The organism is Paenibacillus xylanexedens (assembly GCF_017874615.1).
In the GTDB taxonomy this organism is placed as follows: Bacteria; Bacillota; Bacilli; order Paenibacillales; family Paenibacillaceae; genus Paenibacillus; species Paenibacillus xylanexedens.
This window is the reverse complement of the sequence record NZ_JAGIKV010000023.1, coordinates 13,994-29,131: the sequence shown is the minus strand read 5'-3', so window position 1 is coordinate 29,131 and position 15,138 is coordinate 13,994. Positions and strand designations below refer to the sequence as shown.

The window sequence follows — 15,138 nt, the reverse complement described above, 5'->3', positions numbered from 1 at the left end:
ACTTTAATGTACGTATTCCTCGGTTGTATTCAGAATCATGTCGACGAGGCCTGGAAAACGTACGTTTAATTCTTCCTTTCGTAGGGAATAAAAGTGCTGTTTACCTTCAATGCGTGGCTGGATCACGCCAGCTTCACGTAAAATTTTGATGTGATGGGACAACGTGGATTTGGAGATATGGTCTACTTCGAAGGCGGAACAGTTTTTCTCGCCAGAGCTGGCCAAACAGTGTGCAATTTTCATACGGATCGGATCGCCCAATGCATTGCAGACCGTGGTCAGCTTCAGTTCCGAAGCCATAGGTATCGTTGGAGTTCTCATATCTATGACGTTAGCATATTCGGCTTTCTCTTTCAATGTTTGAAAAATATCGAACTATCTCTTGCAGGCAGTATAAGAAGTATGATACATTTCTTTTCAGTTATTTCGAAATTATTCGAACTGAAAGATTGGAAATCGGATTTTTATTCTAGGAGGAATATGAATGAGTACTACAAGTACCACTGCACTGTTGAACAACTATTTCCGTTTATTTGATGCTTCACGCACAGATGAGCGCGCCATGCAGGACTTATTGTCTCTGTTTACACCGGACGCAGAGATTGTGCTTAACGGAACCAGCAGATCAGGATTCGACGGTTTCATGAAAGCTTTCTACGAGTACAATAAGGATGTAAAACATATGTGGGACGGTTGGGTGCAACAGCCTGACGGCAGCTACCAAACGAACTGGGCAGTATGCGGACAAGCGGCGGACGGAACGGTATATGCCAAAGCAGGCATTGATATCGCGCGTGTAAATGATGCGGGGCAGATCGTGTATCTGGAGAATGTACAGGCCGACCAGAATGCGTTCAGCAAGTATAATCAGTAATAGCGGAGTATAAATAAGTAATACTGCAACGGTTAGGAAACGAAGCTCTACAGTCTTTCAAGCTGTAGGGCTTTTTTTTGTGAAAGGCGCTGAGGACGAGGGCTTTGTCACTCTGGTAGCACAGTATCTACAGGTAAATTGGTACACAAAATCTGTACATGAAGATGTGTACATGAAAATCTTTACATGAAAAAGACCCTACCCCATGTTTTAAACATGGTGGACGGTCCTCATGAACGTGCGTAAGCCGTAGTCCCTAGAGTCGTAGGTTAGTCTGAGCCAGACGCAGCTTAGGAGATGGGGATTCACCGCATGGTGACGATGCTCTGTCAATTCTAACGAACCTGTGACACGCTATTGAAGGATAGTTGGAGAAAATAATTTTCTAACGAACCACAGACACGTTAATAGGCTACATATTAGGTTCTAGAGCAGTTTTGTGCCCATGTAAGCCGATATAAGGTGGCTCAGGTTCGTTAGATTTTGAAAACATGCTATAAACCTTATATAAGATGTCTACGATTCGTTAGCTATTCCATGCTCAACTTTTGACCGTCCAACGTGTTGCAACATCCTAGGCTTTTAACCTTCTAGCCCTCACACCGTCCCGTTCTCCGGTTATCCTGCATGCCGTCCCACGCCTTCCCTACCCTTGCATCGTCTTATTCTGAAAGGCAGCGATATCCGCATACTCTTCTTCGAATTTGCGGGAGATGCGGATGAAGATCGGCAGCAGTTCACGGTACACGCGGACACTGTCCGGGTCTGGTTGGTGCCGATGAGTTGATCCGATCATGCCGGAGACGGCACTTAGGGAATCGATGCGGCCCAGAGCATACAAGCCCAGTACGGCTGCGCCGAGGCAGGAGCTTTCGATACTTTCGGGGATGATGACATCCTGATCGAAAATATCAGCCATCATCTGCCGCCATAACTCAGAGCGGGCGAAGCCGCCTGTCGCCTGGATTTTTTTCGGACGGCCAATCTTTTCTTCAATCGCCAGCATGACCGTGTACAGGTTAAACAACACACCTTCGAGCGCAGCGCGAATCATATGTTCCTTCTTATGATGCAGCGTCAGGCCGAAGAACGAACCCCGTGCATTGGGATTCCAGAGCGGAGCCCGCTCACCCGTCATGTACGGATGGAACAAGAGGCCTTCCGAACCCGGAGGTACATTTTCGGCGACACGAGTGAGCACTTCATACGGATCGATGCCAAGTCGTTTCGCCGTCTCCACCTCGGAAGCCGCAAACTCGTCCCGAATCCAGCGGAAAATAACACCGCCATTGTTCACCGGTCCGCCAATGACCCAGGCATCCTCCGTGAGTGCATAACAGAAGAAACGTCCTTTTGGATCGGTCACCGGTTTGTCTACGACTGTACGAATCGCTCCACTTGTACCAATGGTCACGGCGACGACGCCTGGATCAATGGCGTTCACGCCCAGATTGGAGAGCACACCATCACTGGCCCCGATGACAAACGGTGTGGTGACCGCAATGCCCATCTCCTTGGCGTACTCCGAGTGCAATCCATGTTTCAGCACATGTGTGGTCGGTACCAATCGGGACAAGTGTTCCGGCGTGATGCCCGCCACATGCAGCGCTTCTGCATCCCAGTCGAGTTTTTCCAGATTCATAAGTCCAGTAGCTGAAGCCATCGAGTGGTCGATGAAGTATTCAGAAAATAATTTATAGAAGACATATTCTTTCATGGATATGAATTTGTATGTCTGTCTGAACAGTTCTGGTTGATCCCGGGTGAGCCACATGATCTTGGTGAGTGGGGACATCGGATGAATCGGCGTACCTGTTCTCAGATAGATTTCGTGACCATTCATCTCCGATTTGAGTACTTCCGTCCACTCTGCACTGCGATTATCTGCCCAAGTCATGGCTCGCATCAGCGGTTTGCCGTGTTGACCGACAGGCAGAATGCTGTGCATCGCTGAACTGAACGATACAAACAGGATATCCTCTGGCTTAACGCCGGCTTTGGAAGTGGCCTGTTTAACGGACTTGATGACTGCTTTGAAAATATCTTCCGCATCCTGCTCCGCAATCGCAGGTGTGGGGGTGTACAGCGGATAATCGGCACTGCCTTGAGCCACAATGGTTCCGTTCTGTTCGAACAAGACGGCCTTGGTGGAGGTCGTGCCGATATCTACGCCGATCATATAGGGTGAAGAAGCCATTTTGTCATCCCTCTTTCTTGAATATATAAGTGAATGAATGCTGTTACACGTTAACACTTCGGGTACAGAAAGCCTTCCGATCGCCGTTATCCCCAAATTTCTTGATTCCCTCTTCAAAGGGAGAAATTTGGTTATAAATGCGAACATTCCATTTCTTCAGGCCCTTTCTGTCCCCTTCGTGCACGTGGCGCTATTCATCCAACTTATATGGCATCTGTTATTTCATATATATATTAGAATATCAGACTTGAGGGATGGATCAAAATGCCACAACCTTAGTCCTTCACTGCCCCAGCGGCAATATCCGAGATAAACTGGCGGCTGATGAACAGGAACATGATGATGAGTGGAATGACGGCAAGCAACGTGCCTGCGATGACCATTGCATAGTCTGTGTTATACAGTCCGTTTAATTGAGATAACGCAATCTGCAACGTATATTTACGTGCATCCGTCAGGATAATCAAAGGCCACAGATAATCATTCCATACGCCGATAAAGGTGAACGCGCCGAGGAAAGCAAAGGCAGGTCGCAGAATTGGCAATGCCACGTTCCAATAGAGTCGGAAGAAATTACAGCCGTCGATGCGGCCCGCATCCAGTAGATCGTTCGGAATCGACTCTGTTGCATACTGGCGAATCCAGAAAATGCCGAAGGCGTTCACCATGCCCGGAATAATGAGGGCTTTGAAGGAACCGACCCAGCCGAACGTAGCCATGAGTACGAAGGAAGGCACCAGAGACAGCTGGGAAGGTACCATCATGGTTGCGAGCAGCAAGATGAAGAGCCACTTTTTGCCGGGAAATTCAAACTTCGCAAACGCAAATCCCGCCAGTGAGTCAAAAAACAGCACCAGAATGGTCACAAGGCCTGACACAAACAACGTATTCAGAAAGGCGCCCCAGAAATCAATCTGCTGCAACACCCGCGTGATATTATTCCACAGTTCACCGCCGAACCAGAGCTGGGGCGGGAACTTGTAGATATCGGACGTTGTCCGGGTGGACATTACAATCAGCCAATAGAACGGGAACATGGATATGAGCATGCCCCCGATAAGACCGGTATACAACACCAGCGATTTGAGGTGTTTGGTCGCCATGTGCGCTCCCCCTTATCACATCAGGATGATTTGCCTTGAACAAGCTTCCAGTTCACAATCGAGAACAGGGCGATAATGAGGAACATGCCCCAACCAACGGCAGCGCCATATCCGAAGTAATTGTTAATGAAGGATTCACGGTAGAGGTACAGTACAATCGTCATGCCTGCTGCACCTGCGCCACCGTCATTGCCTACCAATACTTGTGGCTCGGTGAACAGCTGCATACCGCCAATCGTTGATGTAATGACCGTAAACAGGATCACAGGACGCAGCATCGGAATTGTAATTCGGAAAAAGGACTGTATCGCTGATGCGCCGTCAATCTTGGCCGCTTCGTATAACGTTTGCGGGATACTCTGAAGTCCGGCCAGATAGATGACGGCGTTATATCCGGTCCAGCGCCAGACCACCATGGAGGAGATTGCGACTTTAATGCCCCATGGTGCATTAAGCCACTCCACAACCGGTAGCCCGACCGACTGCAACAGATAATTGAGAAAGCCATAATTGTTGGCAAATAAGGCACCGAAGATAATGGCTACCGCCACGATGGATGTGACATTTGGCAGGAAATAACCGACCCGAAATAATGTACGGAACTTCACAAATGGTGCATGCAGCAGAAAGGCAATAATCAGGGCAAAGAAGAGCATTGGAATCGTCGAATAGATCCAGATCATGAACGTGTTACCCACGGCTTGCCAGAACTCGGCATCGGTCAGCATGTATTTGAAATTGTTGAGTCCGTTAAACGTCATGACACCGATGCCATCCCATTTATGAAAAGCCAGATAGAGTGAGAACCCAATCGGGAACAGGCCAAATACCGCGAACAGAATATAAAACGGCGATATCGCAACATAAAGTGCACGATGCTCCCACATTCTGGCCCACAGTGACTTCTGCCGATCCAGATCAGGTCTTGCATTTCCGGGATCGGGAGTAAGACGAGGTTCAGTTACAGCCATATGAATTCCTCCTTTGCGGATAACGAAACCACACGTTCTTCAGGTTAACGCTGCAATTCCCGCTCGACGCGGTGTACCGTATCTGTCCAGACCTGCTGTGGATCGGCATTTTGCTTCGCGACATCATTCAGCCGCCGGGTGATAATGTTGTGTACGGATGGATATCGTTCGCCAAAGAAAGCATCCGGCACATCCTGTGCCGATTCGGCAAATACAGGCCCTGTCGCCTGTCCACCGAAGAAAGGTTCTTTTTCTTTCATGGCAGGATCATCAAACACAACTGGTGCAGAAGGGAACAGATTCAATGTCTGATATTGCTCCAGTTGATTTTCGGGACTTTGCAGCCAGCGAACCAGTTCAAAGGCTTCCTGAGGATGCTCACTCGACTTCAAGATGGACAGGAATGATCCCCCGTTGTTGCCATCTCCCCCTGGTGCCCGAGCGACCCGCCACTTCCCGGAGGTGTCCGGAGCGGCTTCCTGAAGCACTTGTTTCATCCAGACGGCACCTACAAAAGAGGCGATTTCGCCATTATTCATCGCGGCGTTCCAGCTTGGAGTCCAGCCATCTGCATTGGCTAGCAGTCCCTTCTCTTTGAAAGCAACGGCCGTATCCCAGCTCTTGCCCACAATAGGGGAATCCATGCCGATAAAGGACCCGTCCGGCCGGAAATAACGCTCCGCAGACTGCGATATGACTTGATTGTAAACGGTTGCAATATTGTCAGTTAGAAAAACCTTGCCTCCGAATTTCTCTTTGATCTGTTCTCCGGCGGCTGCATATGCATCCCAGCTGTTGATCTGGCGTGTAACGTCATCGGGATCAGATGGCAATCCTGCCTCCTTGAACAGATCTTCTCGGTAGAAGAGGGCTGTTGGCCCCGTATCCATCGGGAACCCGATCATCTGTCCACTTGGCGTAACACCTTGCTTCCATTTCCACGGCAGATATTGGTCTTCAATATCTCCTGCACCGAGATCATACAGATTATAGAAACGGTCCTCACTGGGGAATAGCTCCATGATCCAGTCGTTCAATGCCACAATGTCTGGTTCACCTGAGCGTGCAGCGAGTGTTGTTTTGAGCTTTGCCTTGAAATCACCGCCGATTTTCTGAGCTGTCAGTTCGATATTGGGGAACTTTTCCTTAGCCCTGGCAATCAACTTATCATCGATGGAACGGTTCCAGTACCATAATGTAAGCGCTACCTTTTTGTTGCTCGCTGAATCGTCCTGTCCGGGCCAGATGGAGCATCCGCTTATGAGCAGGACGCAGACCATCAGTATGGCTGTCCAGCATGTTCTTTTCCGGCGGATCATGTGTATTACCCCCTCATCGTTAAGTTCGAGGCATGAAGTGCGTTGGACTACAACATTAGTGTATGAGCAGTTTATAAACTCATACCCAATATTCCTAAAGTGAAACACATATTTGTGTCGATTGCGTAACATAAATTGGGTAGTTACTTTAAAAATAAAAGTTACTTGACACATTATAATTTTTATTCTAAACTAACTTACATAAAGTAACTAATGATGATGAGAATAATATAGATACGTACTATATAACGTCCAAGTGATCCAATTTCACGCTGGATGCGAATCAATCAACAGACAAGTTGGCCTAAACAGGAGGAACGACAATGATCAATTCACATATTATTCAACTGCTTGCCCCCAAAATTCAGACTTTTCCGAGTGGAAAAGAGTTTATATACCTGGTGGGGCCAATCAAGCTTCCGGTTAACCTCGATGGGGAGACCAAGACATTCCAGTGGTACAGCTGGATGAAATCGGACAAAGCGATGGAGAGCGGCGAGTTAATTGAATCTCTTGCTGAAGCTGAACTGGCAGAGCGTCAACAATCCAGTGTTCTGGTATATGGTGACTTTGCCGACGCACAAGAAGCGCTGATTCGGATGCATAGCATCTGTCATACAGGCGACATCTTTGGCAGCAAACGCTGTGATTGCGGCTTCCAATTGGAGCAATCCATGAAAATGATCGCCGCTCATGGAGCGGGCGCACTGTTCTATCTTGCGAACCATGAGGGACGTGGCATTGGTCTGTTCAGCAAAGCCATGGCGTACATTTTGCAAGAAGAAGGTCTGGATACGGTAGATGCAAACTTGCAGCTTGGATTCACAGACGATGCCCGCAATTATGACGATGCGATTGCCGTGTTGCGTGCACTTCGCTCCGCACCGGTTACCCTGATCACCAACAATCCACGGAAGCTGGCTGCCTTGCAGGAAGCGGGATTGAATGTGGGCGGACGTGTACCACTGTGGGGAGATCGCTCTGCATTCAACGAGAAATATCTGCAAACGAAAGTGAACCGTTCTGGTCACTTGGCAGAAAGTGATGGCTGGGCTGGGGCAGAGACGCTGCTTCCGCATGCGCAGGCTTAATCTTTACTCATTGAACATATACGATTAGCTGATTAGCCGTTGTTGTACTCTCCGTTATGGAGAAGTACAGCAGCGGCTTTTTGGTATGGATGATAGGGTAGCGATCAGGTTTTCCTGATTCATGGAATGGCTTGCCGTTCCCACAGTGCGGATTATACAATATAGTCATCTGATGAATGCGGGAGGAACCAAGGTGCCATTTGAGGGACAACGTATGTTGCCGGCTGCAAAGAGCATGAAGCAGTTTGAAGCGATGATTGAAGGCCCTTATACCTATGGGGTGATGCTGGAAACGCATATTTCACAGCTTCAGAGTGTAATGGACGAGGCGCGGCGGTATGACAAAAAGATACTTTTGCATGCAGATCTGGTACAGGGATTGAAGAATGATGAGTATGCGGCAGAGTATCTGTGCCAGCACATTCGCCCGGCAGGACTGATCTCTACGCGAGCGAGTGTCATTCAGAAGGCGAAGCAGAAAGGCATTACAGCCATACAACGTATTTTTCTGCTCGATACCCATGCATTGGAGAAAAGTTATCTGTTGCTGGCCAAAACCCAACCGGATTATATTGAAGTATTACCTGGCGTCATTCCGCATATTATTGCGGAAGTATCTGTGCGTACGGGTATCCCTATTATTGCAGGAGGATTGATTCGATCACCGGAAGAGGTTGAACTTGCGCTTGGCGTCGGGGCTACGGCAGTGACCACATCCAATGCAGATCTGATCCGACACTTTGAGAAATCGCTTACACCGTAAAAATAACCCACAACAGGAGGTTGTCTGTATGGAAAAATATATATTGGCTCTGGATCAGGGAACAACAAGCTCCCGAGCTATTCTGTTTAACCGTGGCGGAGAGATTGTGCACATTGCACAGCAGGAATTCCCTCAATATTTCCCCAAACCGGGCTGGGTAGAGCAGAATGCCAACGAAATCTGGAGTTCCATTCTTGCCGTGATGGCTTCATGTCTGGCAGAGAGCGGAATTAAGCCTGTCCAGATTGCCGGAATTGGAATTACGAATCAACGTGAGACAGTTGTGGTATGGGACAAAGAAACAGGCAGACCCATCTATAATGCAGTGGTATGGCAATCCAGACAGACCGCAGACATCTGTGAAGAATTGAAGACGCAGGGTCTCGGGGACCTTTTCCGACGTAAAACAGGATTACTAATCGATCCCTACTTCTCGGGAACAAAGGTGAAATGGATTCTGGATCATGTCCCTGGTGCCCGGGAGCGGGCAGAGAAGGGTGAACTGCTGTTTGGCACGATTGATAGCTGGCTGATCTGGAAACTGAGCGGGGGTACACATGTCACAGATATATCCAATGCCTCACGTACTCTGATCTATAACATCTATGATCTGCAATGGGATGACGAATTGTTGGATATCCTCGACATTCCCAAGGCTATGCTACCAGAAGTGCGAGGTTCATCCGAGGTGTATGCACATACAACAGACTATCATTTCTTCGGTCATCGGATTCCGATTGCGGGAGCAGCAGGAGATCAACAGGCAGCGATGTTTGGTCAGGGCTGTTACACCAAGGGCAGTATGAAAAATACATATGGTACCGGTTGTTTTATGCTTATGAATACGGGAGAGAAGCCGGTACAGTCCAATCACGGACTGATTACAACGATTGCCTGGGGCATGAATGGCAAGGTTGAATATGCGCTCGAAGGCAGCATTTTTGTTGCAGGTTCAGCGGTTCAGTGGCTGCGTGATGGATTAAGGATGCTTCGCTCTTCAAAAGATAGTGAGGATTACGCCTCACGCGTGCCTTCGACAGACGGCGTGTATATTGTACCTGCATTTGTGGGATTGGGCAGTCCGTATTGGGATAGTGAGGTTAAGGGTGCGGTGTTTGGCCTGACCCGAGGCACGACAAAGGAACACTTTATCCGTGCTACACTTGAGGCGTTGGCGTATCAGACCAAAGATGTACTGGAGGCAATGGAATCCGACTCGGGTATTCCCGTTCATGCTCTGCGTGTGGATGGCGGGGCGGCGGCCAATGATTTTCTCATGCAGTTCCAGAGTGATATTCTCGGCATTCCTGTCGAACGCCCAACGTTGAATGAAACAACTGCATTGGGTGCGGCTTATCTGGCAGGATTGGCAGTTGGATATTGGACGAGTGCGGATGAATTGACCGATCATGAAAATACGGAGCGTGTCTTCCAGCCTGTTATGGCTGAGCAACAACGAACAGAACTTTATGCAGGCTGGAAGCGTGCAGTGAACGCAGCAATGGCTTTTAAATAAAAGGAATGAAATGAATATTCCTTGGTGTGGGTATTTGTACTTTTTAACTAAACATATGTTATAAATGATATTTACTGGTTGAAAATGATGCATGATTTACAGGGTTATTCTTCCTGGAGAAGGCAAAATATATAGCCACTATAAGGAAAAAAACAAGGTTAGTGGATTCATTTGAAATTACATCCTTTGGCAGAACAACTTTTTGAATTTTTTTTGAATAATGTGTCATTTCAGGACTTCACGCCGTCAAAAATCTGTGATAGGATAAAGGCACAAGTTAATAAAATGATGTCTGGAGATCGGGAGGGACCACGTGCCGCTCAGCAATTGCTGAGCGAATGACGTGGTCCTTTTTTTGTCTTTTTACGGAAATATTAAGGATATCAATGGGAGGTTCAAGAATGACAGAAACGTTCTCGTCAGCACACCGGACCGAATATTTGCAAAGCATGGCGAATGCACATTTTGACGTATTGATTATTGGCGGCGGGATTACAGGCGCAGGGATTGCATTGGATGCATCTTCGCGTGGATTGAAGACGGCACTTGTAGAAATGCAGGATTTTGCAGCAGGTACATCCAGTCGTTCGACCAAACTTGTCCATGGCGGATTGCGTTATTTGAAGCAATATGAAGTGAAGATGGTTGCTGAGGTAGGACGGGAGCGGGCTGTAGTATATGAGAATGGGCCACATGTGACAACACCGGAACCGATGTTGTTACCAATCTATACGGCTGGCACGTTCGGCCGCTTCAGCACATCCATTGGACTGATGGTGTATGATCGGCTCGCCGGGGTGAAGCGCAGTGAACGGCGCCAAATGTTGAATGCTGGAGCGGTGTCAGACAGTGAACCTTTGTTACGCAAACAGGGGTTGTTGGGTGGTGGACTCTATGTGGAGTACCGGACTGATGATGCCAGGCTTACCATTGAAGTCATGAAAGAAGCTGTCAAACGTGGGGCACAGGCAGTGAACTACGTCAAGGCGAAAGGTTTCCTGAAGGAGAATCGCAAGATTACAGGTATTGAAGCTATGGATCAGATCGATGGGCGGACCTATACGCTAAAAGCAAGCAAGGTGATCAACGCTTCCGGTCCATGGGTGGACGGTCTGCGGGAATTGGATGGTTCACGCCAGGGGAAAACGCTACAGATGACCAAAGGTATTCATTTGGTCTTTGATGGTGAACGATTCCCATTGAGACAGGCCGTCTATTTTGATACACCAGATGGTCGAATGGTATTTGCTGTCCCACGTGATGGTAAAACCTATGTAGGAACAACCGACACCGTATATCAGGATGATCCTGCGCACCCGCAAATTTCCGACTCGGACCGCGATTATGTGATTGATGCAGTTAATGGCATGTTTCCAGATGTACACATTGGTACCGAGGACGTGGAATCCGGATGGGCGGGTGTACGTCCACTAATTCATGAGGAAGGCAAGAATCCTTCCGAAATACCACGTAAAGATGAAGTCTGGGTATCCGAATCCAATCTGATTACGATTGCCGGGGGCAAGTTAACCGGATACCGTAAAATGGCTGAGATGGTTGTTGATCTGGTCGCACGCCAGATGGAGCAGGAGAGTGGACATTCCATAGGCCCTTGCGTAACGAAAAAGATGCCGATTTCCGGCGGTGATGTAGGGGGATCGGCTGGATTTGTATCGTATGCGGAGCGCAAGATCAAGGACGGTGTTGCTCTCGGGCTTGCCCGGCCTGCTGCGGAGCGGCTGGTCCGCACGTATGGTTCCAATGTGAAGGCACTGTATGAGCGAATGCCTGACCCACGCACCAAGGCTGAGCTTCATGACATGCCACAGGAGCTACTGTTGATGCTGCGTTACGCGATTGATGAAGAGATGGCTGTAACCCCGTCTGACTTTTTGGTACGAAGAACAGGTGATTTATTCTTCCGTATTGATGAAGTCCGTCGCTATAAAGCAGCGGTTATCTCATATATGGCAGGTTGTTTGAACTGGTCTGAAGAGCAAGAGGTTAAGCATACACAGGAACTGGATCAGCTGTTGCTGGAAGCATCCGGCAAAATCTGAGGCAGGATTTCAAGATCGAGAGTCGAATGGAACATGTAAGCGTGTAACATAGAGAGGGGATTACATCCATGACATTACAGATCGGAATCATTGGAACAGGCTGGTTCAGTAAGGTACACGCGGATATTCTCGCACGGATGGAAGGTGTTCGTGTTGCGAGTGTCTGTGGAACATCGCTCGAAAAGGCAGAGGCTATGGCCTCCGTTTATGATGCTGTTGGTTACGGGGAACTTGAACATATGCTGGATGGTGAGAAGCTGGATGCGGTGTATATCTGTGTGCCTCCGATGTCTCACGGATCGATGGAGTCGGAATTAATCCGCCGCGGTATTCCATTTCTGGTGGAGAAACCGTTGAGCACCGGAATGGACGTTCCGCGTCAGGTATTGGATCAGGTACAAAAGAGCGGATTGTTAACCTCTGTCGGTTACCATTTCCGTTATCAGGAGGCTGCGCAGGTCCTGCAGCAAGCGATGAAAGAACAGACGGTCGGCATGGCTCTTGGCCGCTGGATGGGCGGAATGCCAGGAGTCGCTTGGTGGCGGCGTCAGGACGGTTCAGGAGGGCAATTCGTAGAGCAGACTACACATATTGTAGACTTGCTTCGGTATTGTGCAGGAGAAGTTACGGAGGTATATGCTGTAGCAGCTCAGCGAAGCATGCATGAGAAGCATGAGCATGTGACCGTAGCCGATGTGGCGAATGTGACGCTTAAGCTGGAAAGTGGAGCGATTGCCAGTATCGCCAATACATGTCTGTTGCCAGACGGAGAGGGCGGCGCAGGGCTCCAGTTCTACACGGATGCAGGCGTGTGGGATTGGACGCCAGAACGTTTGCTTCTGCCAAGTGCCGCAACACATGCGATGGCAGGTCTGGAGATTCCGGCAGGACATAATCCATACGAGCGTGAGAATGAAGCGTTCATTCACGCCCTGCGTACGGGAGACCGTTCACGAATTCTGTCCGATTATGCGGATGCCTGCCGTACACAGGAGATTACGACGGCGGCCTTGGCATCGGCAGATTCCGGTCTGCCGGTACAGCTTCAGCCTTCAAAACATCTCTCTCATTAAAAGGTTGAAGGTAATATAAATACGCCTGAATCAGGGAATGATCCGCAGATCAACCTGATTCAGGCGTATTTGTGTTGAGTAGAGATTATTAAGCAGCAATTCAACTACTCGGATTTCTGCTGTTTCAACCAGTCAGATGACCAACTGTAGATCTGATCAATGACAGGTTCAATGGCTCTGCCTTTCGGTGTCAATTCATACTCTACACGGGGAGGTATCTCGGGAAACATGTGTCGGGTTACGATACCTTCCGTCTCCATTTCCTTCAATCGCTCCGATAAAAGTCGTCCACTGATCGCCATCTCTGCTTCAAGCTCCGTAAACCGCTTGGGTCCAGACAACAGTTGGTACATGATTAACAGTACCCACTTCTTGCCTATGATGTCTATGGCTTGAGTGATCATACAGGGACTTGGTGATTTTACTTTTTTAAGCTTCAACGTGTTCACCTCGATTCATAATTATTTTCTTCAAAGTTGTATATGAAAGGACATGATTTCTGCCGCTTTAAGAATATAGGACATCCAAGTAAATGAGGGTTACTACAAAATATACTGTAACATACCTTTTGTATGTATTATACATCATACAGTGAAAAATTACTTGAAGAAATTATATTATTATTATATACTAACTTCACAAAAGTAAGTTGGTGATAAATAATACGTATAATATGAACGCGTACTATTCTGAAAATTGAACGGGGCTGAACGGTTGAAAACAGAGTGACCTTTGGGAACTTTTACATAGATTCTTTTTTTACAATGTGCAGCAAAAATAATCATTACATAGTAGGAACATATAATTTGTTACAGGAGGAAATACATATGAACAAGATTTTGGGTTACGTTTTTCTGGTTGTGTTAGCAGGTGTCTTCGTCATGACGGGGTTTAACAAGATTAGTGGAGCAGACATGATGATTCAGACCTTCGAAAGTTTCTCTTATCCGACATGGACCATGTATCTGCTGGGCGCCGCGGAGTTGCTTAGTGCTGTAGGACTGCTGATTCCACGGACTCGCATTCTGGCTTCTGGCATACTGACATTCATTCTGATTGGGGCCGTTGGAAGTCATCTGATCTATGCACAATACGCTGCTGTTCCGTTCCCGGCTGTGTTGTTGGTAGCTAACATCATTGTCCTGGTTGTGGGCATGCGCAGATTGGAAGCGGAAGAAGAAGGCCAGATGGACGCGGTTCAGGCGTGAGTTAAAGATAAGAGGGAACGTTATTGGGCTATTTACCGAGGAAAAGGTATTCCTGTCAAAAGGAATGTAAACGCGGATGCCTATGCAGAAGATGACCACTGCCAGTGAGCCGTGGCCATCTTTTTTTATGTTAGACTTCGCATGGCACGTGTAACGATTCGCCGCGTATGTTGGGTATCCGACTGCTGCGTCCAAGTGGCACAGACCTGCCGCACCCACTCTGGATTCGTCTTGCTGGCGTCGTTCAGCCAGTTACTTACCGAATCCTGCACATACTTATGGGCATCGGATTTCACCGCGTCAAGCAAGGGAAGGGCCATGGCCGGATTTTCTTTTAACTCCTGAATATGCTTGGCCCAGACCCCACGAGGTCTGATTGATTCTATTGCAAAGCGACGGATCAGTGGATCAGGGTCAACGCTCCATGGGATTAACTGCTGCAAGGCTAAGGATAATTCGGCAGAGATGGACTCCCGTACAGCCATCCAGGCGATTTCTCTTACACCAAAGTGATGATCTGCTGCAAAGGACCGAATATGCTCCAACTTTTCAGTCAGGTCCAGACCGGAATCCAGCCCAATGATATAAGCCGCCCAGCAGCGAACACTGTCTGAACGATGCTCTGCAATGGAACGAAAGAGATTCGTTTTTTCATTGACTGATGGACGTTTCAACAGATCAAGCCATTGCATGGCTATGGCCGGGATGATTTTCATGATCCGCTGCTCATCCATCTGTGTTAACTGCTCTGTAATTGCTCTGGTTTCGGCATCCATTCCCCATTCATGGGTAACCTTCTGAAAAAGAGAAACATGATCTACAGCCAGCCATTCGGTCAGATTGACCGATTCGATATGTCCTGCTTGTAGCCGATTGCGGATATGCTCAGGGATTTCCGATGCTTTACGGGCACCTTTGCGAAGAAGAATGTTTTCAGGGATAAACAGATCTGACTTAGCATCC

General features: G+C 48.2%; 14 protein-coding genes. 7 read left to right on the top strand and 7 right to left on the bottom strand.

Annotated features, from left to right (window positions below):
- Window positions 1-3 precede the first annotated feature (3 nt).
- Window positions 4-321, bottom strand: a complete 318-nt coding sequence (locus tag J2Z28_RS24545; RefSeq protein ID WP_076209651.1) for an ArsR/SmtB family transcription factor — start codon at window positions 319-321, stop codon at window positions 4-6.
- Between the two features lie 163 nt (window positions 322-484).
- On the opposite strand from J2Z28_RS24545, the gene J2Z28_RS24540 reads away from it, so the two are divergent.
- Complete coding sequence (locus J2Z28_RS24540; RefSeq protein WP_211084652.1) at window positions 485-874, top strand: nuclear transport factor 2 family protein; 390 nt, start codon at window positions 485-487, stop codon at window positions 872-874.
- A 646-nt stretch (window positions 875-1,520) separates the two neighbouring features.
- Here J2Z28_RS24540 and gntK read toward each other — a convergent pair.
- The 4 genes from gntK to J2Z28_RS24520 form a co-directional block, all read right to left on the bottom strand.
- The gene (gntK, locus tag J2Z28_RS24535; protein ID WP_211084651.1) at window positions 1,521-3,071 is read right to left on the bottom strand and encodes a gluconokinase; all 1,551 of its coding nucleotides are present in this window, start codon (window positions 3,069-3,071) and stop codon (window positions 1,521-1,523) included.
- Between the two features lie 275 nt (window positions 3,072-3,346).
- Window positions 3,347-4,174, bottom strand: coding sequence for a carbohydrate ABC transporter permease (locus tag J2Z28_RS24530; protein ID WP_211084650.1), 828 nt, complete (start codon window positions 4,172-4,174; stop codon window positions 3,347-3,349).
- A gap of 20 nt (window positions 4,175-4,194) precedes the next feature.
- Entirely contained in the window at window positions 4,195-5,061 is an 867-nt protein-coding gene (locus tag J2Z28_RS24525) for a carbohydrate ABC transporter permease (RefSeq protein ID WP_036613110.1), read from the bottom strand.
- A gap of 128 nt (window positions 5,062-5,189) precedes the next feature.
- Window positions 5,190-6,464 carry an ABC transporter substrate-binding protein gene (locus tag J2Z28_RS24520; protein ID WP_211084649.1) on the bottom strand — a complete coding sequence of 425 codons (1,275 nt, stop codon included), beginning with the start codon at window positions 6,462-6,464 and terminating at the stop codon, window positions 5,190-5,192.
- Between the two features lie 323 nt (window positions 6,465-6,787).
- Here J2Z28_RS24520 and J2Z28_RS24515 point away from each other — a divergent pair, with 323 nt between their 5' ends.
- From J2Z28_RS24515 to J2Z28_RS24495, 5 genes are all read left to right on the top strand, one after another.
- Complete coding sequence (locus tag J2Z28_RS24515) at window positions 6,788-7,555, top strand: GTP cyclohydrolase II (RefSeq protein ID WP_076329272.1); 768 nt, start codon at window positions 6,788-6,790, stop codon at window positions 7,553-7,555.
- 193 nt (window positions 7,556-7,748) lie between these two features.
- Entirely contained in the window at window positions 7,749-8,318 is a 570-nt protein-coding gene (locus J2Z28_RS24510) for a glycerol-3-phosphate responsive antiterminator (protein WP_211084648.1), read from the top strand.
- A 28-nt stretch (window positions 8,319-8,346) separates the two neighbouring features.
- Window positions 8,347-9,834 carry a glycerol kinase GlpK gene (gene glpK, locus J2Z28_RS24505; RefSeq protein ID WP_211084647.1) on the top strand — a complete coding sequence of 496 codons (1,488 nt, stop codon included), beginning with the start codon at window positions 8,347-8,349 and terminating at the stop codon, window positions 9,832-9,834.
- Between the two features lie 401 nt (window positions 9,835-10,235).
- Window positions 10,236-11,894: a glycerol-3-phosphate dehydrogenase/oxidase gene (locus tag J2Z28_RS24500; protein WP_280530856.1), complete on the top strand. Its 1,659-nt coding sequence runs from the start codon at window positions 10,236-10,238 to the stop codon at window positions 11,892-11,894.
- A gap of 68 nt (window positions 11,895-11,962) precedes the next feature.
- Entirely contained in the window at window positions 11,963-12,967 is a 1,005-nt protein-coding gene (locus tag J2Z28_RS24495; RefSeq protein ID WP_211084646.1) for a Gfo/Idh/MocA family protein, read from the top strand.
- Between the two features lie 104 nt (window positions 12,968-13,071).
- On the opposite strand, the gene J2Z28_RS24490 is transcribed toward J2Z28_RS24495, so the two are convergent.
- On the bottom strand, window positions 13,072-13,371 hold the full coding sequence (locus J2Z28_RS24490) for a winged helix-turn-helix transcriptional regulator (RefSeq protein ID WP_026081419.1): 300 nt from the start codon (window positions 13,369-13,371) through the stop codon (window positions 13,072-13,074).
- 423 nt (window positions 13,372-13,794) lie between these two features.
- Between J2Z28_RS24490 and J2Z28_RS24485 the strand changes: the two genes are divergently transcribed.
- Window positions 13,795-14,175: a DoxX family protein gene (locus J2Z28_RS24485; RefSeq protein WP_211084645.1), complete on the top strand. Its 381-nt coding sequence runs from the start codon at window positions 13,795-13,797 to the stop codon at window positions 14,173-14,175.
- Window positions 14,176-14,300: 125 nt separating this feature from the next.
- Here the strand turns inward: J2Z28_RS24485 and J2Z28_RS24480 are convergent, their stop codons facing one another.
- Window positions 14,301-15,104 (bottom strand): DNA alkylation repair protein, encoded by an 804-nt coding sequence (locus tag J2Z28_RS24480; RefSeq protein WP_211084702.1) that lies wholly within the window; start codon window positions 15,102-15,104, stop codon window positions 14,301-14,303.
- Window positions 15,105-15,138: the final 34 nt, after the last annotated feature.

Excerpts from the sequence above, each read along its gene's own strand:
- J2Z28_RS24500 (WP_280530856.1), top strand. The coding sequence starts at position 10,236 with ATGACAGAAACGTTCTCGTCAGCACACCGGACCGAATATTTGCAAAGC.
- J2Z28_RS24520 (WP_211084649.1), bottom strand. The coding sequence starts at position 6,464 with ATGATCCGCCGGAAAAGAACATGCTGGACAGCCATACTGATGGTCTGC.
- J2Z28_RS24490 (WP_026081419.1), bottom strand. The coding sequence starts at position 13,371 with ATGATCACTCAAGCCATAGACATCATAGGCAAGAAGTGGGTACTGTTA.
- J2Z28_RS24530 (WP_211084650.1), bottom strand. The coding sequence starts at position 4,174 with ATGGCGACCAAACACCTCAAATCGCTGGTGTTGTATACCGGTCTTATC.
- J2Z28_RS24525 (WP_036613110.1), bottom strand. The coding sequence starts at position 5,061 with ATGTGGGAGCATCGTGCACTTTATGTTGCGATATCGCCGTTTTATATT.
- J2Z28_RS24515 (WP_076329272.1), top strand. The coding sequence starts at position 6,788 with ATGATCAATTCACATATTATTCAACTGCTTGCCCCCAAAATTCAGACT.
- J2Z28_RS24545 (WP_076209651.1), bottom strand. The coding sequence starts at position 321 with ATGAGAACTCCAACGATACCTATGGCTTCGGAACTGAAGCTGACCACG.
- glpK (WP_211084647.1), top strand. The coding sequence starts at position 8,347 with ATGGAAAAATATATATTGGCTCTGGATCAGGGAACAACAAGCTCCCGA.
- J2Z28_RS24485 (WP_211084645.1), top strand. The coding sequence starts at position 13,795 with ATGAACAAGATTTTGGGTTACGTTTTTCTGGTTGTGTTAGCAGGTGTC.
- gntK (WP_211084651.1), bottom strand. The coding sequence starts at position 3,071 with ATGGCTTCTTCACCCTATATGATCGGCGTAGATATCGGCACGACCTCC.
- J2Z28_RS24495 (WP_211084646.1), top strand. The coding sequence starts at position 11,963 with ATGACATTACAGATCGGAATCATTGGAACAGGCTGGTTCAGTAAGGTA.
- J2Z28_RS24540 (WP_211084652.1), top strand. The coding sequence starts at position 485 with ATGAGTACTACAAGTACCACTGCACTGTTGAACAACTATTTCCGTTTA.